The sequence below is a fragment of the Campylobacter concisus genome (assembly GCF_002092855.1).
GTDB lineage: Bacteria > Campylobacterota > Campylobacteria > Campylobacterales > Campylobacteraceae > Campylobacter_A > Campylobacter_A concisus_AI.
The window spans coordinates 234,356-257,485 of record NZ_LVLC01000012.1; the positions used below are offsets into that span (position 1 = coordinate 234,356).

A 23,130-nucleotide genomic window follows, 5' to 3' on the forward strand; every position below is an offset into this window, starting at 1 on the left:
TTTTGTTTATTTTAGCAAGTTAGTGCTTAAAACAATGAGGAAGATGCTAAATTTAGGCTTATTTTAAAAGTATTTTTATTAGGAAAAAAGATGGAATTTATGCTGCTAAATAGCAACATAAATTTTATTTACAGTGTTTACAGCTTTTTACGCTAGCTACGATGTTTAGACGTTCTATTATATTTCCGATCTTCTTTTCTAATGCCTCTTGGTATTTGCCAAGCTCAGCATCATCGTAGCTCACGTCCTCGACGCTTCCACAGCTTTCACAGACAACATGAATATGTGGATATTCGTAGATGTCGTATCTAGCTTTTTGATTGACGATATTTACTTCAACTACAAGACCTTCGTCTTTTAAAGTATTTAAATTTTTATAAACTGTCGCAAGAGAAACCGATGGACTCTCTTTTAAAATCTCATCATAAAGCTCATCAATCGTTGGATGCGTGTGGCGATCAAGAATTCTTAAAACGCTAAGGCGCTGTGGCGTGACTTTTAGCCCAGATTGCTTTAATAATGATACGTATTGCATAGTGCTTTTCCTTGTTTTTATTTTGGCTTATGCTAGCAAAAATAATATTAAACGTTACTTTATTAAATGATATTAATTATTTTCTAGTAAATTTTTGGTAATCTGCTCGGCACTTATACCAAGGTACTTTTCAACCTCGGCGGTTGAACCATGGGGGATAAATTTATCTTCATACTCAAAGCTAATGACGCTTATATTTGAAATTTTATTTTCTTGTAAAAATGCACTTACTATCTCGCCAATACCGCCTTTTTTGGCACTATCGCTAAAGATGTACCACTTTTTAGTGCGTTTTGCAAGATCCAGTAAAAGCTCACTATCAAGCGGCTTTGCAAAGACAAGATCAACCAATATCACATCAAGCTTATCAGCTAGTAAATTTCTAACCAAATTTGCCCTACCAACGCCGTTGCCATAGCCCAAAAATGCAATATCACTATTTGCATCAGCTAAAATTTCACCATTGCCAAACTCAAGTGGCTTGGCATTAAATTCATCTCTTAAGATAAATGCTCCGCGCGGGTATCTAAATGCGCTTACGCCCTTGTAAGAGTAGGCAAATTCCATAACATTTTTCATACTCTCTTCGCATCTTGGGGCAAAGAGAACCATATTTGGCACAGCGTTTAAAAAGCTAATATCAAAGGCGCCCTGATGCGTTTCGCCATCCTCGCCCACGATGCCAGCCCTATCCATCGCAAAGGTAATGTTTAAATTTAAAATAGAAGCGTCATGAATGACCTGATCATAGGCTCTTTGCATGAATGTCGAGTATATTGCAACAAATGGTTTAAACCCCTCTTTTGCCATGGCTGACATCGATGTAACTGCATGCTGCTCAGCTATCGCTACGTCCCAAAAACGATCTGGGAATTCTTGTATCAAGGCATCCATACCAGTACCTGTTGGCATCGCAGCCGTCACACCAACGATATCGCTATGCTCTCTTGCCATTTTTAAAAGCTGTTCACTAAAGATTGCAGTGGCTGACTTGTTTGACTGTCTTTTTATAAATTCGCCACTTTTTAGATCAAATGGCCCGACTCCGTGCCAATTTTCATAATAGCCCTCAGCAAATTCATACCCTTTGCCCTTTAGTGTCTGCACGTGCACAATGACTGGCTTTTTCATATTTTTAGCAGTTTCAAATGTACTAAGAAGCGCGCCTAAGTCGTGTCCATCAACTGGCCCAATATACTCAAGACCAAGCTCTTCAAAAAACATGCCAGGAGTGATGAGTCTGATGCCCTCCTCCATGCGTCTAGCCATGTAGGCTGCAGAGTCTGGCATATAGCTTAAAAAGCGCTCAACCCTGCCTTTAAATTTTTGATAAAACTGTCCTGCCATCATCTGGCTTAAATACTTGCTAAGTGCGCCTATTGGCTTGCTTATACTCATCTCGTTGTCATTTAGGATGATGACGCAAGGATATTTTCTATCGCCTAGCTCATTTAGCGCCTCGTAAGCCATGCCGCCACTTAGTGAGCCATCGCCTATGACAGCTACTGGGATACGATCTTCGTTTTTAAGTTTTATCGCCTTTGCAGCACCAACTGCTAGAGATATAGAAGTCGAGCTATGTCCTGCCACAAAGTAGTCAAATTTGCTCTCACTTGGCTTTGTATAGCCACTGATGCCGTTAAATTTTCTAAGCGTATCAAAGCTCTCCCAGCGTCCAGTAAGTAGCTTGTGTGCATAGCTTTGGTGGCTTACATCGAAGATAAATGGATCTTTTGTCACATCAAAAATTTTATGCATCGCCACAATGATCTCAACTGCACCGATGTTTGAGCTAAGATGACCACCATTTTTGCTAACAGTGGCTAAAATTTTATCCCTGATGTCATGACAAAGTGCGTTTAGTTCATCAACATCTAAACTTTTAACGTCTTTATTCATTATTTACCAGCATTTTTAGTTTTTCTAGCCTTGTTTGCATAGTCGCATCGATATTGCCACCATCACTTATAATAACCACACCGCCTTTGCTTATAGCATCATCAGCGCTTATCTTGACATGTTCATTCTTGCTAAATTGCTCTTTTATATATTCGCTATCTTCGGGATTTACGCGAATTTCTATATTTTTAACATTACTTAGCTCTTTTATAAGCGAGCTTGCTAGATGATGAGCGATCTGACTTGAAGAGGTTGAAATTTCTTTATCAATTACTTCTTTTGCGATTTTTATAGCAGTTTGCCCAAGCTCTTCTTCGATCTTCTTTAAAAACTCATCAAATTTAACGTACTGCTCATCTAGCTTTGCAGCTGAAGCGCTAAATCTAGCCTCAAGCTCATTTATCCTTGCTTCATTTGCCGAATTTGCTTGGGCGATACCCTCATTTTTACCATCTTCTTTTGCACGAGAAATTTCAGCCTCAAGGCGTTTAGCAAATTCGCTCTCTTGGTTTTCTATTTGCATTTGAAGTTTGATGATGTTGCTGCTTAGCTCATCTGTTTTTTTAAGCAGTTCTTCGACAAAGCTTGACTCGCCTGCTTGCTGTATTTGTGGACTTTGAGCCTGAGAAGCAAAGTGGTTTTGTGAGTTTGTCTGCGTTTGGTGGCTAGCTTGAGGAATGAAATTTTCACCCTTTTGCCCAAAATTTTGCTCACTTAGCTCTTCACTAAGATTATTTTCTTCTATCAATACAGGAGCACTATCTGCAGCTCGCTCTCCAACTCCAAGTACTTTAAATCTGTAATTTTCTATAAAGTGAGCTGGAGAAGTTTCACTGGTTATTACGCTGCTTTTCATTCTATCATCTCATCTGCTTCGCCGACTTGGAATACACCTTGATCAGCTAGAGTTTGCACAGTCTCTACTATGCGTCTTTGAGCCTCTTCAACATCTTTTACACGCACTGCGCCAAGATATTGCATCTCCTCTTTGAAGGCTTCTGCTGCACGTTGAGACATATTTGATAAAAATTTATCCTTTATGCCGTCGCTTGAGCCCTTAAACGCGACCATAAGGTCTTTTTTATCGACATTTTTAAGAATTTCTCTAATCGCAGTTGCGTTAAGGTTGATAATATCTTCAAATGTAAACATAAGCTCTTTAATCGTTGTTGCAAGCTTATCATCGCTTTGTTCGATGCGTTCGATCGTACTTTTGCTGGCTTTTTGCCCAAGTCTATTAAGCACTTCTGCCACAGCTCTTGGACCACCAACTTCGACTTTATATGATGTAAGGCTTTCAAGCTTGCCCTCAAGCACGGTTGAAACACGCTTAATTACCGATGGACTAATATCACCAAGATTTGCCATTCTAATGACAACTTCGCTTCTCAGCTCATCTGAGAAAAAGCTAAGCGTTTCAGCAGCGCTCGTTGAGTCCATGTGAGCTAGTATTAGCGCGATGGTTTGAGGGTGCTCTTTTATGATAAAGTCTGCCAGCTGTTGTGGTTTTATCTTATCAAGATAGCCAAAGCTTTTTGAGTTTTCCATGCTTTTTGCAAGCTTGTCCAAAATTTTCTGAGCTGCCTCTGGACCAAATGTGCGGTAAAGAATTTCTTTTGCGTACTCTAAACCACCACTTCTCATATATTGATTTGACTGCATTAGTGCGTAAAATTCTTCTAGTACGGCACTTGCGACTTGTTTGTCTATGTTTTTTGCGGTTGCGATATAGCCTGAAATTTCAGTGATGACATCAACATCCATGTGAGAAAATATAAGAGCAGTTGCCTCTTCGCCAAGCTGAATCAGCAAAATAGCAATCTTTTCAGGCATCGATAGATCATCATAAATCATTTTTTGCTTGTCATTTAGCTTTATTGACATCAAATTTCCTTACGCATATTAAAGTCGCTGTCATTTTTTACCATATCTTGAAGTAGCATTGCTATCTCTTCATTTCTCTCTGTGATGACCGCTCTCATTTTCTCAAGTAAAACATCGTATTTTAATTCATCTTCATTAAACTCGCCACTAAGTCCTAGTTGCTCTTCGACCTTTTTGCGAGCAGCTTTGAATTTTTCAAGCGTATCTTCAGCATCTACCTCAATATCCTCAAGGCCATCTTGAACTTGCTCCTCTTCTTCTTTTGTCTCTTCAAGCATCTTTTGCATAAATGGCACAATGACTTTTTTGTAGAAGATGTAGAGCAACAATGCTGCAAAAATATATTTTAGTAGCGGCATAAATGGCACTACATAGTTATTCACAAAGCCATCCATCTTCTCACTAGTGCTTATATCTTTGCCGGTTTTAAACTCAAAGTTATCTAAACTTACTTCATCGCCCCTATTTTGGTTATAGCCGATTGATTGCTTGATCAAATTTGTGATTGATTCTCTTTGCTCTTTAGAAAGTGGAGTAAATTCTACCTCACCAGTTGGCTTGCCGTCACTATCTTTTTTACTTTGATAAAGTCCGTCTATAACGACAGCCGCACTCACTCTATTTATGCTAGCAAACTGCCCTTTGATGCTTGTTACTTTCTTTGAAATTTCATAGTTTGTCTGCTGTGAGCTTTTATTGTATTGCTCTTTTAAAGTACTATCATCAAGGCCTTGGACAGGGCCAATGTTGCTAACCGCACCTGGGACGCCACCTACTTCATTTGGTGCTGAGCCTTGGCGCTTTTCTTCGATATTACTTTCACTTCTAACGACGTTATTTGGGTCATAAACCTCGCTTTTTGTATCTTTTTTATCAAAGTCAAAGTCAATATTTACCTTTGCTACGACCTTATCTACTCCGCCCACGATAGGAGCTAGCACATTTACGATCTTTTGTTCGTAATTATTTTCAAACTCGCGCTTATAGCGGATCTGCTGAGCTATAGCGTCACTATCAAACTCTCCATCTTCATCGCCAAGTGCGACGCCGTCTTGATTGACGATCTTTACATTTTCTGTGCTTAAATTTGTAACAGAGGCAGCGACTAGGTTTTTAATGCCAAAAATTTGCTTCGCGTTTAGGCTAACGCCTGGCTTTAACTCAACAACGATAGAAGCTGTTGGAAGTGCTTGACGCTCAGTAAAAACGCTCTCTTTAGGGATAGCGATACGAACAGTCGCTTTTTGGATAGAAGAAAGACTCTCGATCGTTCTAGCTAATTCGCCCTCAAGCGCTCTTTGAAATTTTACTCTCTGTTCGGCATCAGTCGCACCAAATTCTTGCTTATCAAAAATTTCAAAGCCGATTTTGCTCTCTTTTGGTATTCCAAGCGTTGCAACAGCGATACGCTCTTTATAGACATCGCTCGTTGGCACAAGGATAGTGCCTTCGTTTGCCAATTTATATTTAATTCCATCTTTATTTAGCTGATCAAGTATTAAGGCTGAATCGTTTGGGCTAATGTTTTCAAAAAGGACGCTATAACCTGCAAAATTTTCATTTTTGCTTTTATAAAGTGTTAAAAATACTAAAAATGCCACGACCAAAACGATCGAGCTAGCTGCAACGATTTTTTGCTTTAATGAAAGCTTTTGATAAATTTGACTTATTTGATGAAGTAATGCTTTAAAATCCATATTCCTACTTTAAAATTTGCTTTAATTCTTCAAAAACTCTATCATTTTGCCAGCTAAGGCCGATGGTGATTCTCACCGCATTTAAGGCGTAGCTTTTTAGATCTCGCAAAATTATACCCTTTTTTAGCATCTTTTCGCATATCTGGCTTGATTTTGGCTCGTTAAATTTAAATGTGATGAAATTTGTATAGCTTGGGATAAATTCTATGCCATTTTGCTTTGCAAATTCTTCATATCTCTTCATCTGCTCGAAGTTATTTTGCATAGTTTTTTGCACAAATTCATCATCACCAAGTGCTACTATCGCCGCTCTTAAGCTTAGAGTTGTGATGTTAAACGGAGCTCTTAGTTTTGAAAGAGCGCCTATGGTCTCTTCATTTGCCACGCCGTATCCCACGCGCATGCCACCAAGTGCGTAGGCCTTTGAGAATGTTCCAAGATATATGGCATTTTTAAATTTTATCACCTCGCTTGGCTTTATCTCTTTTTTACTATCTTTAAATTTTGCAAATTCGTTGTAGGCACAATCAAGCACAACAAGCGTATTTTCATCAACGCTTTTTATAAATTTAAAGACCTCATCTGCGTCCAAACACTCACCCAAAGGATTATTTGGCAAGCAAAGAAAGATGACTGAAATTTCATCTTTTTTGGCGTTATAAATTTCTAAGAACTCGCTCAAATCATGCTCCATACTCTTTGTGCGGTAAATTTTAGCCCCAGTTTGCTTTGCATAAATTTCATACATTGCAAAGGTCACACCAGCCATCAAAACGCCACTTTGCTTGTTTGCTTTTGCGTGTAGTGCATACTCTATGATCTGGTCGCTTCCAGAGCCGATTATTAAATTTTTACTGCTAACATCATATTTTTTAGCCAGCCCTTCTTTTAGTTCAAAATAGCTGTCGTCTGGATATAGATGTGCGTTCTTAGCGACCTCTTTTAGTGCCTCCTCTACGCGTTTGCTCGTGCCAAAAGGGTTTTCGTTGCTAGCTAGCTTTATCACATCTTTTGCTTCAATGCCAAACTCTCTAACTACAAGCTCGATCGGCTTTCCAGCCTCGTAATTAACTAAATCATCTAAAAAATCATTAAACTTCATTACTCTTCTCCGTTTAAATAACTTCCTAACCAGCTTATCTCAGCGCCACTCTCTTTTGCGAGTTCAAAGGCGTTTTGCACCTTCTCATCGTCGATATGCCCTTCAAAATCAAGATAAAACATTGATTTAAACTCGCGTTGCTTAATAGGGCGTGACTCAAGTTTTGTGATATTGATATTTTCATTTTTAAAGATAGAAAGCAGATCAGCAAGGCGTCCTGGGCTGTGATCAGTCTTTGCAAGGATCGAAGTTTTCGAGTTTTCAACTCTTGCGTTTTTAAAATCGCTTAAAATCAAAAATCTTGTTCTATTTGCCATATTGTCTTCAATCGTCTCATAAACTATCGGTACGTTATAAATTTTTGCTGCGATCTTTGAGCAAATGGCGGCTGAGTTTCTATCCATTGATGCCATATATGCAGCTGCTGCGGTTGATTTTGCTGGAACAAATTCAATTTCATTTAGCATATGATCTTCTAAAAATTTACGGCATTGATTATACCCTTGCGGATGCGAATAAATTCGCTTTATCTCTTTTAAATTTTCATTTATGCTAACAAAGCTGTGATGGATATCCACATAAAGCTCAGCAACTATTTTTATATCACTAAATTTACTCAAACAATCAAGCGTAGCGCCAACAGCGCCTTCAGTGTTGTTTTCAATAGGCACAACGCCGTATTTTGCCTCTTTTTGAGCTAGTTTTGTAAAAACCGCCTCGATAGTCGCAAGTGGCAAATATGAACTCATCGCACCAAATCTACTCTGAGCCGCCTGATGTGTGTAAGTGCCTTCAGGCCCTAGATAGACGATCTTTTGAGGCATTTCTAAATTTCTACTTACAGCAAAAATTTCAAGATAAATGGCTTCAATAGCAGCTTTATTTAAGGCTTTATCTTTGCTAAGACTAGTTAGTCGGTTTATGATAGCTCGCTCACGCTCAGGACGATATATAGGCGTTCCACTAGTTTGTTTTAGCTTGCCGATTTGCTCAACTAAAATCATCCTTTCATTTAGTTTATTTAAGATGAGATCATCGATCGCATCGATCTCTTTTCTAAGCTCATTTAGCTCTTGCATCAGCGCTCTCCAAAAATTCTCTCTCAAGTGCCACGACATCTTCAAAGCTCTCACGTCTTCTTATCAGCCTATCTTTGCCATCAAGCACGCAAACTTCAGCGGCTCTGTTTCTTGTGTTGTAGTTTGAGCTCATACTAAAACCATAAGCTCCAGCACCTTTTACCACGATAATATCTCCGCTCTCAGACTCTGGCAACTCTATATCTTTTGCTAAAAAGTCACCACTTTCACAAACTGGACCAACCACGTCGCAAACACCTAAATTTTTATCTTTTCCGCAAACAAAAATTTCATGATGAGCACCATAAAGGCTTGGTCTAATAAGATCATTCATCGCGCCATCAGTGATGACAAATCTCTTTTTGCCGTTAAATTTTTCATATAAAACGCTTGCGACAAAGTAGCCAGCATTACCCACAATAAAGCGTCCTGGCTCGCATACGATAGTCACATCTTGACCCTTTAGTGCAGCTAAAATTCCTTGAGCATAGTCATATAAATTTATCTCTTTTTCGTCGTTATAGATGATGCCAAGTCCGCCACCAACATCGAAAAATTTGATATCTATCTCAAGTGCTCTTAGCTCTCTTAAAAGCTCACTAACGATATTTGCAGCATCAATTATCGGGCTAAGTGATGTTAGCTGAGATCCGATGTGAAAGTGTATGCCAGTTGGCTCAAGAGAGTCTGAAGCTTTAGCGTGGATGTACATTCTTTTAGCTGTTTCGGCATCAACGCCAAATTTATTTTCATTTAGCCCTGTCGAGATATATGGGTGAGTTTTTGCATCGACACCTGGATTTACCCTAATGCTAATTCTTGCCTTTAAGTTTAGCCCTTTTGCGATCTTTTCAAGTCTTAAAAGTTCAGCAAAACTCTCGACATTTATGAGTAAAATTTCATTTTTCAAAGCCTCTTTTAGCTCATCATCGCTCTTGCCAACGCCACTAAAAATGATCTGATATCTCTTTGCACCTGCTAAAAGCGCTCTTTTTACTTCGCCAATGCTAACACAATCAAATCCAGCTCCAAGATCAGCTAGAAATTTTAAAACACTTAAATTTGAGTTTGCTTTCACCGCATAGCAAATGAGAGATTTTCTAGCAAAAAATGCATTTTTTAGTGCTTCATAGCGGTTTTTTATGTAGTTAAAATCATAAACGTAAAGTGGGGTTTTGTATCTATTTGCAAGCTCTTTAAAATCCATAAAATAGCCTTTATTAAAATGGCTTGATTTTACAAAAAGCTTACCAAAATTTGGCTTAACGATGCGATTTTATGAGATAAATGGCGTATACAAAAAGTAAAATAACTGGCAAAACTATGCCGATTTCTGGCAAGATCACAGAAGTTTGTGCAAATTTTGCAAGAATAAAGAGCAGCCCCCAAACGACAAGAGTTATCACAACAAAGATAAAAGTCGAAAGTGCAAGATTAAAAAACCTGCCAGTTACAGGCAAATGATAGTAAAAAATGAGCAACAAAAATGGTGCAAAAAATGGTGCGATAGCAAGGTTGTAAAAAGCTGTTTTTGCGCTATCAAGGCCGATGCCTTCATTCTTAAATGTCTTTATAAAATTTATCGCATCTGGGATATTAAATTTTGAGTTTTCAACACTAGCAGCGCTTTCAATACTCTTTGGCTTAAAGCCTTTTAATGCATCTAAGCTATCACTTTGTATTTTATTAAAACCAGCTTCACCAAGCTCTAAAATTTGCGGCAAAAGAGTTTGATTAACATCTTTTAAAATCCACTCATTGTCTTTAAAATTAGCATGATTTGCAAATGTAGTTGAGAGTAAATTTGTGCCATTTATCTCAAAAATTCTAACATCATTTGCTATTTGATTAACAGAATTTAGCTCTTTTATGTAGATAAATTTGCCTTCAAATTTTAAAAATGAATCATTTGTACTTTTTGAGAAAGCCGTATTTTTAGCGATACTTTTTTGATAGTCGTGTGCATAGGCAAATGGAGTAAAATTTAAGCCAACATAAAAAATAGTTACAAAAAGTGCAATAAAAAAAGGTGGAAAAATTAAGTTATTTTTACTAATGCCAAGCGCATAAAAACTGATTAGCTCGTTTGACCTGACCATATTTACATGTAAAATAATGAGTGCAAAAATAAGCGAAAGTGGCAAAACATAACCAATAGCGCTAAGTGATGTAAGCCCAACATAAAGGAGCTGAAGGTTAGCAGATGGTGGCAGATCTTTTAAATTTGTAAGTAGATCAATGCCTACATAAAATAGTTCAAGTGCTAAAAATACGACAAGAAAAGATTTTATATAGACCCAGCCAACGTATCTGGCGTATAGTTTCATTTGATAAGACCTTTTTTTATCGTAAATTTTTGCGAAATTTCATTGATGTCACTCTTTAGTAGCTCGCAAACTGCATTTTTTGTGTAGGCTAAAATTTCATCTAAAGCCTTTTTCTCCTCATCACTAAACTCTCCAAGAACAAAATTTTTAGCATCACCAAGGTGCCCAATGCCAACACGCACCCTTTCGTAGTCATTGCCTATTAGTCCATCGATCGATTTTATGCCGTTATGGCCGCCGCTACTGCCGCCTTTTTTAAATTTAACTGCACCAAAACTAAGATCAAGGTCATCGTGTATTACGATTATTCTATCTGGTTTATAAAAATCTTTGACCGCTTTTACACTTTGTCCTGAGAGGTTCATAAAAGTTGTAGGTTTTAGCAAGATAATGTCATTAAATTTAAAAACTTCGCCTTGGAATTTGGCTGAGCTAACATCTTTGTAATTTGAGTCTTTTAGGAGATCTATAAGCATAAAGCCTATATTATGTCTAGTGTTTTCATATTTGGAGCCAGGATTTCCTAGCCCCGCTATTAGTGTCACAAAAGCCCTTTTTTATTTAGCTTTAATAACTCCAAGTACCGCAACACGGTCAGCGTCTACAATAGTAACGCCTTTAGGAGCTGTGATGTCACGAACCAAAATAGTATCGTCAATGTCAAGTTTGCTTACATCAACGTCAAATGAATTTGGTAAATTTTCAGCCGTGCATTTTACGCAAAGACGTCTTTTTGACTGGATCAAAACGCCCTTATTTTTAAGACCAATAGGTGTTCCAACTGGCTTAACTGGGATCATATATTTTGATAAAACGCCTGGAAGTGCTACTTTTAGATCTACGTGTTTAAGATCACTTGTAACAACATCTCTTTGGTAATCAACAATAACGACATTATAAACTTTTCCGCCTACTTTTACATCAAAAGCAAGGCTCTCTTTTTTGCGTGCTTCTTTAATAAAGTCATTTACTTTAAAAGCAGCTGCAACATTCTCTAATCCCTTGCCATAAATGTTGGCGATTAGATAACCATCTCTTCTCAAAGCCTTTGCAGACTTCTTACCGATACTCTCTCTAACGATTCCTTCTAACATCGTTTTCCTTTCATAAAAAATAGGTGCTGATTTTATCCAATGCTTTATAAATTTCACATAAAGCTTACTTAAGAATGGTCACTTTTGCTGTTTTTGTATTAGCTTAGGCTTCTTTGTCTAAAGTGATTTCATAATATCATCAAATGCTGATACAAACTGCTTTAAACCGTCGCTTAATAAATCTTTATAAACGACATTTATATCTATCTCATTATTTTTTATAATCTGAAAAAAGCTTGAGATATTTTCTTTACTAGGCACATTTTTTGCCTCTGCTTTTTCTTTTATAAATTCTTTTATCGTCTCTATTGGTGCTGTATTTATAGAATTTTTATACATTAGCTCTCTAACGTAATAATCCCCTCTTAAACCACCACCTTTTACGCCTGTGCTTGCAAAAAGTGTTCTTACATTTTCTAGTCCAAAATCTTCGATCAGGTGGTATATATTTGCAGCATTCATTATGCCAATTTGTCCCGTTGGCAAGCTCTTTGCAGCCATAACTTCATCAAGCTTTCTATCAAATCTACTTACAAAAACGCTTATCACACCTTTTGGCATAGTAGTATCTATAAAGCGACTTGTATAAGCCTTACTACCCTCTTTAAAAGCTTCTAGGCAGTTTTTAGCCTGATCTGGTGAAAATATAAGCGTAGCATTTACACTAATTCCCCTTGCCATAAGCGCGCTCATCGCCTCATAGCCATCTTTTGTAGCTGGAATTTTTATCATAACATTTGGCATTGATATTAGATTATGAAGCCTGATACCTTCTTCTATCGTTGCGACTGTATCGTCACTTAAATTTGGATCAACCTCAATGCTTACAAAGCCATCATCGCCGTTTGCATAATTTCTTAACATTTTACATGCTGCAATTTTTATATCTTGAGTAGCCAAAATTTCATAAAGATCTTTTGGGTGGCGTTTATTGCTAGTTTCTATGATCTTTTTATAAGCAGGTGAAGCAAATGCTGTTTTAAAAATAGCCGGGTTACTTGTAGCGCCGTTTATAATATTATTTTCCAATAAAGAGTTAAATTCGCTTTGTAAAAAATTTCTCTCTATAAAATCACACCAAAGAGAGAATTTAGCTTCGTTGTCATACATTAATTTCTACCTTATAAATTTTAAAATTTCACGCAAGTCTTTAACATCAACACAATGTGTCGCTTCTTTTTTTAAGATATCTTTTGCACAAAATGCAATGCTAAGGTCGCACTTTCTAAACATCGATATGTCATTGGCCCCGTCCCCAACACACATTATCTCGTCCTTGCCTAAATTTAATAGTCCACATAAGCGGTCAATCATATCTCCCTTTGAACTACTAAACATCATTTCTCCGCCAACTTCGCCTGTTAAAATTCCATCTTTGTGGTGCAAAATATTTGCAAAATTTGCATCAAAATTAAGTTTTTTTTGCATTACATCGGTTGCATTGTGAAATCCACCGCTAAAAACCACGACTTTGATACCTTTTTGCTTTAAAGCTTCTATTAGCTCGCCAGCTCCTGGCATTATGGGTAAATTTTTGCAAATTTCATTTACTTTTAAAAGTGGCAATCCTTTTAAAAATTTTACTCTTTTTGTAAGACTTTCAAAAAAATCAAGCTCACCGTTCATCGAACGCTTAGTTATATTAGCTACTTCTTCACTAGCATTATTAGCGGCGGCGAGAATATCTATCGTCTCGCCGTCCATTATTGTAGAGTCAAAGTCAAAAACACAAAGTTTTATCAAGCTATACCCTAAAAATCACGTTTTAAAAGGCTTTCGACCTTTAAGATCGTAAGGATATTTTGATCACGCTTTCCGATACCATAAATCATGCCTTTGTCTTTTACTAAAGTCTCTGGTGGCGGATCGATCCTGTTACGGTCTATTCTGATAGCCTCCGTCAAGCGGTCTATCACAAAGCCAGCAATATTATCCGCATCTTTCATAACGATATATCTTGTGCTTGGGCTTTGTTTTGTGACATTTAGTGAAAAACGCTTACGCAAATCAATAAGCGGAATAACATTTCCACGTAGGTTAAACACGCCAAGAACGTAATCAGGTACACTAGGAACACGTGTATATTCAATAGGTTTGATTATCTCTTGGATATTTAAAATAGGTATTGCGTACTCTTCCTCGCCAACAACAAATCCTACTAGCTGAACTATATCCTCATTATTTTTTAACTCAGGACCATTCATTTGCTGTTTTTGTTTACTTAAAACTTGATTTAGTTTATTGTTCATCCCTTACCCCTAAGCTAATTTTATATTCTTTCTAACGACATTTTCTAAGTACTCGGCTGAATATGGTTTTGTAATATACTCAGTCATTCCAACTTCTACGCCACGCAACCTATCTGTTTTTGACGTCCTTGATGTAACAGCAATAAGCGGTAAATTTCTATACTTAGAGTATTTTCTAATTTCGCCAGCTAGTGTATATCCATCCATTCTTGGCATCTCAATATCTATCAAGATCGCATCAAAGGAGTGCTCTCCGGATTTTACGATATTTAATGCCTCAACACCATTTGTAGCTTCTATTATTGTTACCCCGGTTGGTTCAAGCGCTTTTTGCATGATAGTTCTATCCATTTTTGAGTCATCAACTATCAAGACTTTATAATCGCTTGGTTTTTCCTTTGCTTTTGTGCTATCTTCTATTTCGGCTCTAATATCTACCTTGATATCTTTTGCCATCTCCATCATAGCACCAACATCGATAATCAATGTCACACGGCCATCACCTCTAATAGTCGCACCAGCAATACCTGGGATATTTTGCAAATAATCACCCATTGATTTAATAACAATCTCTTCTTGCCCAACCAAAGTATCGACGATAATACCTAGTTTTGCTTCAGCAACACCGATTATTACGACATAAGTTTGATCTCCACCATCAAAAGCTTTTTCTACACCAAATACATCAGAGAGTCTAACAAGAGATAAGACTTCATCTCTTAGCCTTAGTACATTTTTGCCATCGATCGTGTAGATATCATCAATCGGCACACGAACAGTTTCAAGAACACTAGCAAGTGGAATAGCGTAAAATTCTTCTTGCGTTCCAACAAGTAGCGACTGAATAATCGCAAGTGTGAGTGGAATTTTAAGCTTCATAACTGTGCCTTTTCCAACTTCACTTTCAATATCAATGATACCGTTTAGTTTTTCGATATTAGTCTTAACAACGTCCATACCAACACCACGACCAGATACGTTTGTAACCTTTGCCGCAGTTGAAAATCCTGGTCTAAAGATAAGTCCAAATGCCTCTTTTTCGCTCATCGCATCAGCTTCGCGCTCAGTGATGATGCCTTTTTCTATCGATTTAGATTTAAGCATGTCAGCATCTAAGCCTTTACCATCATCAACTATCTCAACAACGATATGATTGCCTTCATTGTAAGCTTTTAGCTGAACAAGGCCTTTTTCAGGCTTACCTGCGGCCTTTCTTGTCTCGGGATCCTCGATACCGTGATCGCATGAATTTCTGATGATGTGAACTAGTGGATCGCCGATCTCTTCTACGATTGACTTATCAAGCTCAGTCTCTTCACCTGAAATTTCAAGATCGATTTGCTTACCAAGGTCGCGGCTAAGATCGCGTATCATACGTGGGAATTTATTAAAGACTTTTGCTATTGGAAGCATTCTTGTCTTCATAACGGCAAGCTGTATATCAGTCGTAACTAGACTTAGGCTTGAGACTACTTGATTTAGCTCTTCAAGGAATTTCTCACCCTCATATCTCTCTTCCACGTCATCATAAATTTTTAATAAGCGGTTTTTACCAAGAACAAGCTCACCGATTAGATTCATCAAATGATCAAGTCTTTTTACTTCAACGCGTATAGTTTGTTCCTGTGCTACTGCACCACTGCTTGCTGCTGGGACCTTTTTATCTCCGTCTTTTTCCTTACTCTCTGCTTTTGCAGCTGGAGCTGAAGTACTACTTGCGGCTGGGGCTATCTCGCTAGGAGATTTTGGAGCTATACCTTTTGAAGCACGCCTTGCTTGATCCTCAGCCTTTCTAACTTTTAAGAGTCTTTCTATTTCTGCTTCAACTTCTGAATCACTTAGCTTTGAAAGCTCAGCATCACTTATCTCTGGTACTTCTTCGGTAGGCGCGGCTGGCTCTGGCTCTGGTGTTGGCTCAGCTACCGGTGTGGCAGGAGCTTCAGGAGCTGCTGCTGGGGCTTCGCCTTCAGAAATTTGAGTAAGTCTTGCGCAAATATTTTTAATATCAATGCCAGCAGCTGTATCATTTCCATGATCTCTAATACTGCTTAACAAGCCTTTCATCATATCAACTGACTCAAGAACTACGTCCATAATGTCTGGAGTGATCTTTAGCTCGCCTTTTCTAGCTTTATTTAAAACATCCTCCATATGGTGAGTAAGCTCTGTTAAAACATCAAAATTTAAAAAACTTGAACTACCTTTTACTGTGTGAGCAACGCGGAAAATTCTATTTAATAATTCCAAATCTTCAGGGTTTGACTCAAGTTCAACAAGGTCATGATCTATCTGCTCAATAAGTTCGAAAGCCTCTATTAAAAAGTCTTCCATTATTTCTTTCATATCATCCATGTTTCACCTCATTTTGCAGATTTAGAATGTGCTTCAATAACTTTTAGCACTTCTTGATAAAATATGCTTGCATCAAATTTCGTAAGATACGCCGCACCACCAGCTTCTTTGCTCTTGATTTCACTAAAATCATTACTCAATGAGGAGTTAAATACTATTGGAACTTCTTTAAATCTTTCATCATTTTTAAGAGTTGAAGCAAAGCGGTATCCATCCATCTGTGGCATTTCGATATCACTTAAGATAACTCTAAGCTCTCTTGATAGGTTATCTCCGTATCTTTGATAAAGCTCTTCCATTCTCTCCAAGCCCTCAACGCCGTTTTTAGCCTCAACCACGCTAAGTCCCATTTTCTCAAGTGCGTCTTTTACTAGCTTTCTAGCAGTCGAGCTATCATCTAAAACCAAAGCAGCACCTTTTAGTTTTTGATCGTCTGTTACATCAAATTCGATCTTTGGTGAGTAAATTCCAAGCTCTTCTACTATGCTTTCAAGATCAAGAATAAGTAAAACTTCATCATTTTCTATTCTTGTTACGCCTGTTATTTTACCTTTATCTAAAGCGCCAGAACCTGAAGCAAAATTTGCAGGCTCGATATCTTTCCAGCTTATACGCCTGATCCTTTTTGCCTCATGGACGATAAAACCGATCAAAATACCACTAAACTCAGCAATAATAACACGTGGCTTTATAACTACGCCTTCGGTTGGCTCGATAATATTCATCCATCTTGCCAAATTTATGACAGGGATCACCACGCCCCTTAAATCAAAAATTCCCTCGATATACTCAGGAACGCCTGGAAGCTCTGTAAGATTTGGCATCTTAATGATCTCCCGCACCTTTGCGACATTGACTCCGTATATTCCTTCATATACTTTGTTTTCGGTCTTTTTAAAGATACGAAAATCAACAAGTTCCATCTCGTTTGAGTCCGTTTTTAGTACGTTATCTCCAAACATCAATGTCCTTTCAAACTCATTTTGAGCAAATTTAATTTTTGCTGGGCGTATTCTACAACAAAATAACTTTGCTCACATGCAAAACAAGGTAAATTTATATAAAACTTATCGTAAATGTTAAATTGCTCGCCTTGATGATAGTGTCCTTCTATCACGATATTAGCCTCATATCCTTGCAAATGCTTGCTCATTAGCTCCTTAAAATTAGGAATTTTATAGTCCAAATTTTTCTTAGTAAGTCTGGCTAATATCGCTTTTGATATTTTAAAATTTAAAAATTTATCCAAAGCATTCATAAATTTTAAAAACCATCTAAGGCGCAAAAATCTAAGTGCATATTTATCTATAAAAGGTAAAAATATATCACCATGTGCGATCTGAACGCGTTCTTCATTGATCGTTTTGAAATTTGCTGGCTGATCGTAAATATCATAAACCCTAACGCTTTTATAGCGCAGCATCTCGTGCCCATCCCAAATTTCTCTTGTTTTATTAAATAAATTTGAAAGTCTAAAATCGTGGTTGCCCTCGAAGTAAACAATTTCTACCTTTTGTGAAATTTTATTTATAAGGCTTAAGTGCTCAGAGTAAAATTCTCTTGTATATTCGCCCTCGCCCGTTAGAAAGTCAAACATATCGCCTAATAAAAAAATTTGTGGTGGCTCTTTGATCTCGCCACTATTAACAGCTCTTAAAAATTTTAAAAAGCCATCGCGGTTTACGTTTTCATGGGCATCAGCTAAAAAGATCGCACCTTCTTTTATAATAGGGGCATATAGATATTCGCTCAAATTTTGCCTTAATTAAAAATTAGCAGAGCCAAAAAGCAGTTTTTAGCTCTTTGTCTCATCTTTTTAGTCAAATTTTATAGGCTTATAGCAAATTTTTACAATCTCAACGTCGCTTCTACCTTTTGGTAAATTTAGCACTACTTCATCGCCCTCAGCCTTACCCAAAAGTTGCTTTGCAAGAGGTGAGTTTATCGAGATATAGCCTTTATCGATGTCGCTTTCACTAATGCCAACTATCGTATATGTGTGCTCTATTTCGGTTTCCTCGTCCATTATCGTCACACTTGAGCCAAACCTAACTCTATCGTGCTCATAGCTACTTGGATCGATCACTTCGGCATTTGCAAGAAGCGCGCTAAGCTCAGCGATCCTAGCATCTATAAAGGCTTGTTTTTCTTTTGCAGCGTGATACTCAGCATTTTCTTTTAGATCGCCGTGGCTTCTTGCGATATCTATCTCAGTTACGATTTGAGGGCGTTGCACCAGCCTTAGGTCTTTTAGCTCAGCTTCTATCTTCTCATATCCATGCATTGTCATTGGTTCACTCATTTTTACTCCATATTCTTTAAAATTTTTACTACATTTTTACTGCTGCCATGCCCTAAATAAGCCCTTAGTTCATCACAGCCTTTTAAAAATTTCTGCCTATTGCAGCTCTCATAAGCTCTTAGCAAATTTTCAGCTGTTGCAAATTCTTGGATAAACTCCTCATGAAGTGGCTCTTTGCCCATGAAATCAAACATTATGTTTGCAAGTCCTGCGTGCTTGATCTTTACAAATTTTCTAGCTATGAAAACGTCTATCGCTTTTGCTTTATAGGCTAGCACAAATGGTGTGCCAATGAGCGCTGCTTCAAGCGTAGCAGTGCCAGAGCAAACAAAGGCAAAGTCGCTCTCATACAAAGCCTCAGGCGTGTTTGAAACGATTTCAAAGTTACTTACATCGCCATAAATTTCACCAACTTTATCAAGCAAAAATGGTGGCACGACAAGTAGCCTTTTTGCTTCTATCTTTTTAGCAAGCTCTCTATAAACTGGCATCAGCCTTGAAATCTCTGACCTTCTTGATCCTGGCAAAAAAGCCACTTTGCCACTGCTGCTTAGGCTAGTTTTTTTAAGCTTTATCTCATCCATCAAAGGATGTCCAACATAGGTTAAACGGCTATAAAATTTCGCATCAAATGGCAGGATCGAAGCTAGGTTGTCACAGTCCCTCTCAACCGCACTCACACGCTTTGGCTTCCAAGCCCAAACTTGAGGTAAGATGTAGTATGTCACGGCTGCCTTAACCCCAGCCTCTTTTATCGCTTTTGCAAGCGGTAAGTTAAAAGCTGGGCTGTCTATTAGTAGCACAGCATCAGCCTCTTTTGCCATCTGGCTCATCACTTTCATCGCCTTTTTTGCCTTAAAAATGAGCGGCAAAACCTCGACAAAGCCCATCGCTGAAAACTCACTGCTTTTCATATATGGCGTGCCAAGCTCTTCGCTAAAAATTCCCATTAGCTCAAATTCGCCCTCAAAATTTTTCAAAATTTCTTTTAAATGCAAATTTGCCGATGGCTCAAGAGCGGAGACTAAAATTTTCATTTACACACTTTCATCAGGTCTTTTTTTGGGGGCATTATACGCAAAAATTCTTTAAAATTTTAAGAAAGCTGTGATAAAATCCAAGCCTTTAAAGGATAAAATTTGAAAGAAATTTTGATAACAAATGACGATGGATTTGAAGCGGCTGGTTTGCTTGCTTTAAAAGAAGCTTTAAGCGAGCTAGATGGCGTAAATGTCACGATCGTAGCTCCAAGCTCAGAAAAGTCAGCCTGCGCTCACTCACTAACTCTCACAAGGCCACTTAGATTTATAAAACTTGATGATAACTTTTTTAAACTTGACGACGCTACGCCTAGCGACTGCGTCTATCTCGCACTTCACGCACTTTATAACAAAAAGCCAGACCTAGTGATAAGTGGTATAAATCACGGAGCAAATTTGGGCGAAGATATAACCTACTCTGGTACGTGTGGAGCGGCAATGGAGGGGGTTTTGCAGGGCATTAGAAGTATTGCTTTTTCGCAGTTTTATGCGAATAACTCACTAAATGAACTTGGCTTTGAGCTAGCAAAAGAGGTCGTGAAATTTATCGTACCAAAGGTGCTAGAGGGTGAAATTTTACTAAATCAAAGAGAATTTCTAAATGTAAATATCCCGGCTGTAACTAGCAAAAATTTCAAAGGCTACTCCGTAGTGCCAGCTGGCAGACGCACCTACGCCACGCATGCCACGCTTAATCGCAACCCAAGAGGCATCGAGTACTACTGGCTTGGAAACGCCGCACTTGAATATGAAAAAGGCGAGCCAAGCGACATCAGCAAGGTAAATGAGGGCTTTGCCACGATAACGCCCATAAAACTAAACATGACTTCATACGAGAGCTTGGAGGGTCTAAAGGGAAAATTTGATGCAAAATGATAGATTTACAAGGATAAGATGGCTCTTTGGTGAGGATGGTTTTAGCAAGCTTCAAAGCGCAAAAGTGCTAGTTTGCGGAGCTGGAGGCGTTGGTGGGATGTGCGTGGATGCGCTTGCTAGAAGCGGGGTCGGAAGCATCACGCTGATCGATAAAGACATCTTTGATGTGACAAATCAAAACCGCCAAATTTACAGCGAAAATGTAGGCGGCGTAAAGGTGGAGGAGTTTGCCAAAATTTATCCTTGCATCACGCCTATGCAGACGCTGATCACGCCTGAGTTTGTCGCTGGATTTGACTTTAGTAAATTTGACGTGGTGATCGACGCGATCGATGATATCACCGCCAAGATCGCCCTTGCAAATGCGGTGGATCCTAGCAAATTTATAGCCTCGATGGGTGGGGCAAAAAGGGTTGATCCAACCAAGATAAAGGTGGCCTGCGTTTGGAAAACCTCGGTCGATCCACTAGCTAGAAAATATAGATATGAGCTCAAAAAATCAGGCTTTAGCGGTAAATTTGACGTGGTCTTTTCAACAGAAGAGCCACTTTGCAAGCCACTTGGAAGCTTCATGGGTGTGACTGCTTGCTTTGGGCTAAATTTAGCCTCACTAGCTGTTAAAAAGATAGTTGGGTAGTAAGTCAAAAAATTTGTTCTCTGAGCAAAATTTTAAATTAAAGCTGGTATTTTGTGGCTATAAATTTAGTAGTCTGCTATGGCGAGTGTAATGTTTTAAAATTTACAAAATGGCTTGATTAAATTTGCAATTTTTTATTCAAAATGGAGGCAAGGGGACTTAATTTTACTTCTCAGGCTCGCAACTGCGTGGTAGACGCGAAGTCCATCCCCTTGTCCCCCTCCTTTTTTTAAGAAATCCCCCAAATCCCTCGCACATTCAAGAGGCATACACTAGTGCTTTACACTGCATGCGGTCTAAACCTTATCAAATTTTAAAAATTTACGAGCGGGCATATCACGCTTCTAAATTTAGTGGCGAATATTTATGAGCCCTAAAATTAGTAAGTTGCTAAGGTGAGTGAGTAAGATTTTAAAATTTGCAAAGATAGTAAAATTCTATTTTTTAAATAAGGACTTTAAATTTTAAAAATTTATATATTTTTTGGATTAAATTTAAAATAGCCAGCTGCAAATTTAGCAGCCAGCTAAAATTTTAGTTTTTATGTATGCGAAGGTAGCTATTTAGTGCGCCAACATAGGCTTTTGCACTTGCCATCATAGTATCTATGTCAAGTCCATGGCCTATTACAGCCGTTTTGCCCTCAAACTCGACCTTTACATCAACCTTTGCAAGTGCATCCTTACCTTGAGAAACGGACGCTACTTTATAGTCTTTTAGCGTGCCACTAATGCCACTAATGCGATCAACAACCTTAAATATCGCATCTGCTGTGCCATTTCCTAGAGCTGAGTCACTGATGATCTCATCATTGTGTTTTATACTAATTGAGGCACTTGCAAGGCTTCCGCCACTACTTTGAAGAAGAGCCGTGATCTCATAAGCTTGTGGAATTTTTGTAATCTCTTCAGCCACAAGAGCTCTGATATCATCATCAAATATCTCTTTTTTCTTATCAGCTAGCTCTTTAAATTTTTCAAATGCCTTATTAAGAGCATCGCTATCAAGGTCAAATCCAAGGCTAGCAAGCTTATCTTTAAACGCATGGCGACCGCTATGCTTACCTAAAACAAGAGAATTTTTCTCAAGACCTATGCTCTCAGCGCTAATTATCTCATAGGTCTCTTTGTGCTTTAACACGCCGTCTTGATGTATGCCACTCTCGTGCGCAAAGGCGTTTTTACCAACGATAGCTTTGTTTGGTTGAGGCTCAATGCCTATAATACTAGCAATCAGTCTTGAAGTTGGATAAATTTCTTTTGAGATAATGCCTGTATAAAATGGAGCAAAGACGTCTTGGCGGGTTTTGATAGCCATCACGATCTCTTCAAGCGCAGCATTTCCAGCACGCTCACCTATACCATTTATCGTACCTTCAACCTGCCTTGCACCAGCTTTTATAGCCGCTAACGAGTTTGCCGTAGCCATACCTAAGTCATTGTGATTATGCACAGATATTATCGCTCTATCGCCTACAAATTTTACTATTTCACTAATGCGAGCAGTTATCTCTTCAGGATATAAATAACCAACTGTATCAGGGATATTTAAAGTTTTTGCACCCGCATTTATGGCAGCATCACAAATTTCTTTTAAAAAGCTCATTTCACTTCTACAAGCGTCCTCGCAGCTAAACTCCACATCATCGCAAAAGGTTTTTGCGTATTTTATAGACTCGACTGCACGTTTTATTACTTCATCTGGGCTCATTTTTAGCTTGTACTCCATATGAATTGGACTTGTCGCTATAAATGTATGAATTCTCTTATTTTTAGCTGGAGCCAATGCCTCGCCAGCTGCCTTAATATCACGCTCAACTGCGCGTGCAAGAGAGCAAACCGTGATATTTGAGGCTTGCTTTGCTATTTGGTTTACCGCATCAAAATCCCCTGGGCTTGCTGCTGCAAATCCAGCCTCCATAACATCCACGCCAAGCCTTTCAAGCTGAAGTGCGATCTGTAGTTTTTCGGCTGTATTCATCGATGCACCAGGGCTTTGCTCACCATCTCTTAAAGTCGTATCAAAGATTATAATTTTATTCTTATCCATTTTTGTCC

At 38.3% G+C, this 23,130-nt stretch carries 22 protein-coding genes; 2 read left to right on the plus strand and 20 right to left on the minus strand.

The genetic code is table 11. The annotated features are described in order from the left end of the window. Positions 1 to 124: 124 nt before the first annotated feature. The 19 genes from A3223_RS05445 to lpxB all read right to left on the minus strand — a co-directional run bounded on the left by A3223_RS05445 (position 125) and on the right by lpxB (position 19,557). Positions 125 to 535, minus strand: a complete 411-nt coding sequence (locus A3223_RS05445) for a Fur family transcriptional regulator (protein WP_054197019.1) — start codon at positions 533 to 535, stop codon at positions 125 to 127. Positions 536 to 607: 72 nt separating this feature from the next. Continuing rightward, the gene (dxs, locus tag A3223_RS05450) at positions 608 to 2,434 is read right to left on the minus strand and encodes a 1-deoxy-D-xylulose-5-phosphate synthase (protein WP_084109462.1); all 1,827 of its coding nucleotides are present in this window, start codon (positions 2,432 to 2,434) and stop codon (positions 608 to 610) included. Then, positions 2,427 to 3,290: a flagellar assembly protein FliH gene (gene fliH, locus A3223_RS05455; protein ID WP_084109463.1), complete on the minus strand. Its 864-nt coding sequence runs from the start codon at positions 3,288 to 3,290 to the stop codon at positions 2,427 to 2,429. The genes dxs and fliH overlap by 8 nt, the downstream gene beginning before the upstream one ends. Continuing rightward, positions 3,287 to 4,318: a flagellar motor switch protein FliG gene (gene fliG / locus A3223_RS05460; RefSeq protein WP_021091747.1), complete on the minus strand. Its 1,032-nt coding sequence runs from the start codon at positions 4,316 to 4,318 to the stop codon at positions 3,287 to 3,289. The genes fliH and fliG overlap by 4 nt, the downstream gene beginning before the upstream one ends. Beyond that, positions 4,318 to 6,015 (minus strand): flagellar basal-body MS-ring/collar protein FliF, encoded by a 1,698-nt coding sequence (fliF, locus tag A3223_RS05465; RefSeq protein WP_084109464.1) that lies wholly within the window; start codon positions 6,013 to 6,015, stop codon positions 4,318 to 4,320. The genes fliG and fliF overlap by 1 nt, the downstream gene beginning before the upstream one ends. A gap of 4 nt (positions 6,016 to 6,019) precedes the next feature. After that, on the minus strand, positions 6,020 to 7,117 hold the full coding sequence (gene hisC / locus A3223_RS05470) for a histidinol-phosphate transaminase (RefSeq protein WP_084109465.1): 1,098 nt from the start codon (positions 7,115 to 7,117) through the stop codon (positions 6,020 to 6,022). Beyond that, positions 7,117 to 8,196 carry a prephenate dehydratase gene (gene pheA / locus A3223_RS05475; protein ID WP_084042224.1) on the minus strand — a complete coding sequence of 360 codons (1,080 nt, stop codon included), beginning with the start codon at positions 8,194 to 8,196 and terminating at the stop codon, positions 7,117 to 7,119. Before pheA ends, hisC begins: the two co-directional genes overlap by 1 nt. Further along, positions 8,180 to 9,403, minus strand: a complete 1,224-nt coding sequence (lysA, locus tag A3223_RS05480) for a diaminopimelate decarboxylase (RefSeq protein WP_084109466.1) — start codon at positions 9,401 to 9,403, stop codon at positions 8,180 to 8,182. The genes pheA and lysA overlap by 17 nt, the downstream gene beginning before the upstream one ends. A 55-nt stretch (positions 9,404 to 9,458) precedes the next feature. Continuing rightward, complete coding sequence (locus tag A3223_RS05485) at positions 9,459 to 10,523, minus strand: LptF/LptG family permease (protein ID WP_084109467.1); 1,065 nt, start codon at positions 10,521 to 10,523, stop codon at positions 9,459 to 9,461. Then, on the minus strand, positions 10,520 to 11,068 hold the full coding sequence (gene pth / locus A3223_RS05490) for an aminoacyl-tRNA hydrolase (protein WP_084109468.1): 549 nt from the start codon (positions 11,066 to 11,068) through the stop codon (positions 10,520 to 10,522). The genes A3223_RS05485 and pth overlap by 4 nt, the downstream gene beginning before the upstream one ends. Positions 11,069 to 11,080: 12 nt before the next feature. After that, complete coding sequence (locus A3223_RS05495) at positions 11,081 to 11,617, minus strand: 50S ribosomal protein L25/general stress protein Ctc (RefSeq protein ID WP_021091684.1); 537 nt, start codon at positions 11,615 to 11,617, stop codon at positions 11,081 to 11,083. 117 nt (positions 11,618 to 11,734) lie between these two features. Further along, positions 11,735 to 12,727 carry a transaldolase gene (locus A3223_RS05500; protein ID WP_084109469.1) on the minus strand — a complete coding sequence of 331 codons (993 nt, stop codon included), beginning with the start codon at positions 12,725 to 12,727 and terminating at the stop codon, positions 11,735 to 11,737. A 6-nt stretch (positions 12,728 to 12,733) separates the two neighbouring features. Further along, complete coding sequence (gene serB, locus A3223_RS05505; protein ID WP_084109470.1) at positions 12,734 to 13,360, minus strand: phosphoserine phosphatase SerB; 627 nt, start codon at positions 13,358 to 13,360, stop codon at positions 12,734 to 12,736. Positions 13,361 to 13,368: 8 nt separating this feature from the next. Then, positions 13,369 to 13,866 carry a chemotaxis protein CheW gene (locus A3223_RS05510; protein WP_072594427.1) on the minus strand — a complete coding sequence of 166 codons (498 nt, stop codon included), beginning with the start codon at positions 13,864 to 13,866 and terminating at the stop codon, positions 13,369 to 13,371. A gap of 9 nt (positions 13,867 to 13,875) precedes the next feature. Next, on the minus strand, positions 13,876 to 16,218 hold the full coding sequence (locus A3223_RS05515; RefSeq protein WP_084109471.1) for a hybrid sensor histidine kinase/response regulator: 2,343 nt from the start codon (positions 16,216 to 16,218) through the stop codon (positions 13,876 to 13,878). An 8-nt stretch (positions 16,219 to 16,226) separates the two neighbouring features. After that, positions 16,227 to 17,180 (minus strand): chemotaxis protein, encoded by a 954-nt coding sequence (locus A3223_RS05520; RefSeq protein ID WP_021091802.1) that lies wholly within the window; start codon positions 17,178 to 17,180, stop codon positions 16,227 to 16,229. Next, positions 17,180 to 17,971 (minus strand): UDP-2,3-diacylglucosamine diphosphatase, encoded by a 792-nt coding sequence (locus tag A3223_RS05525; RefSeq protein ID WP_084109472.1) that lies wholly within the window; start codon positions 17,969 to 17,971, stop codon positions 17,180 to 17,182. The genes A3223_RS05520 and A3223_RS05525 overlap by 1 nt, the downstream gene beginning before the upstream one ends. Before the next feature lie 63 nt (positions 17,972 to 18,034). After that, the gene (gene greA / locus A3223_RS05530) at positions 18,035 to 18,520 is read right to left on the minus strand and encodes a transcription elongation factor GreA (RefSeq protein WP_072594430.1); all 486 of its coding nucleotides are present in this window, start codon (positions 18,518 to 18,520) and stop codon (positions 18,035 to 18,037) included. Positions 18,521 to 18,522: 2 nt separating this feature from the next. Then, positions 18,523 to 19,557, minus strand: a complete 1,035-nt coding sequence (lpxB, locus tag A3223_RS05535; protein WP_084109473.1) for a lipid-A-disaccharide synthase — start codon at positions 19,555 to 19,557, stop codon at positions 18,523 to 18,525. 102 nt (positions 19,558 to 19,659) lie between these two features. Here lpxB and surE point away from each other — a divergent pair, with 102 nt between their 5' ends. Beyond that, positions 19,660 to 20,436: a 5'/3'-nucleotidase SurE gene (gene surE / locus A3223_RS05540; protein ID WP_084109474.1), complete on the plus strand. Its 777-nt coding sequence runs from the start codon at positions 19,660 to 19,662 to the stop codon at positions 20,434 to 20,436. Next, positions 20,426 to 21,073, plus strand: coding sequence for a tRNA threonylcarbamoyladenosine dehydratase (locus tag A3223_RS05545; RefSeq protein ID WP_084109475.1), 648 nt, complete (start codon positions 20,426 to 20,428; stop codon positions 21,071 to 21,073). The genes surE and A3223_RS05545 overlap by 11 nt, the downstream gene beginning before the upstream one ends. Before the next feature lie 534 nt (positions 21,074 to 21,607). Here A3223_RS05545 and A3223_RS05550 read toward each other — a convergent pair. Next, a complete protein-coding gene (locus A3223_RS05550; protein WP_084109476.1) occupies positions 21,608 to 23,122 on the minus strand; it encodes a 2-isopropylmalate synthase in 1,515 nt (504 codons plus the stop codon). Between the last annotated feature and the right edge of the window lie 8 nt (positions 23,123 to 23,130).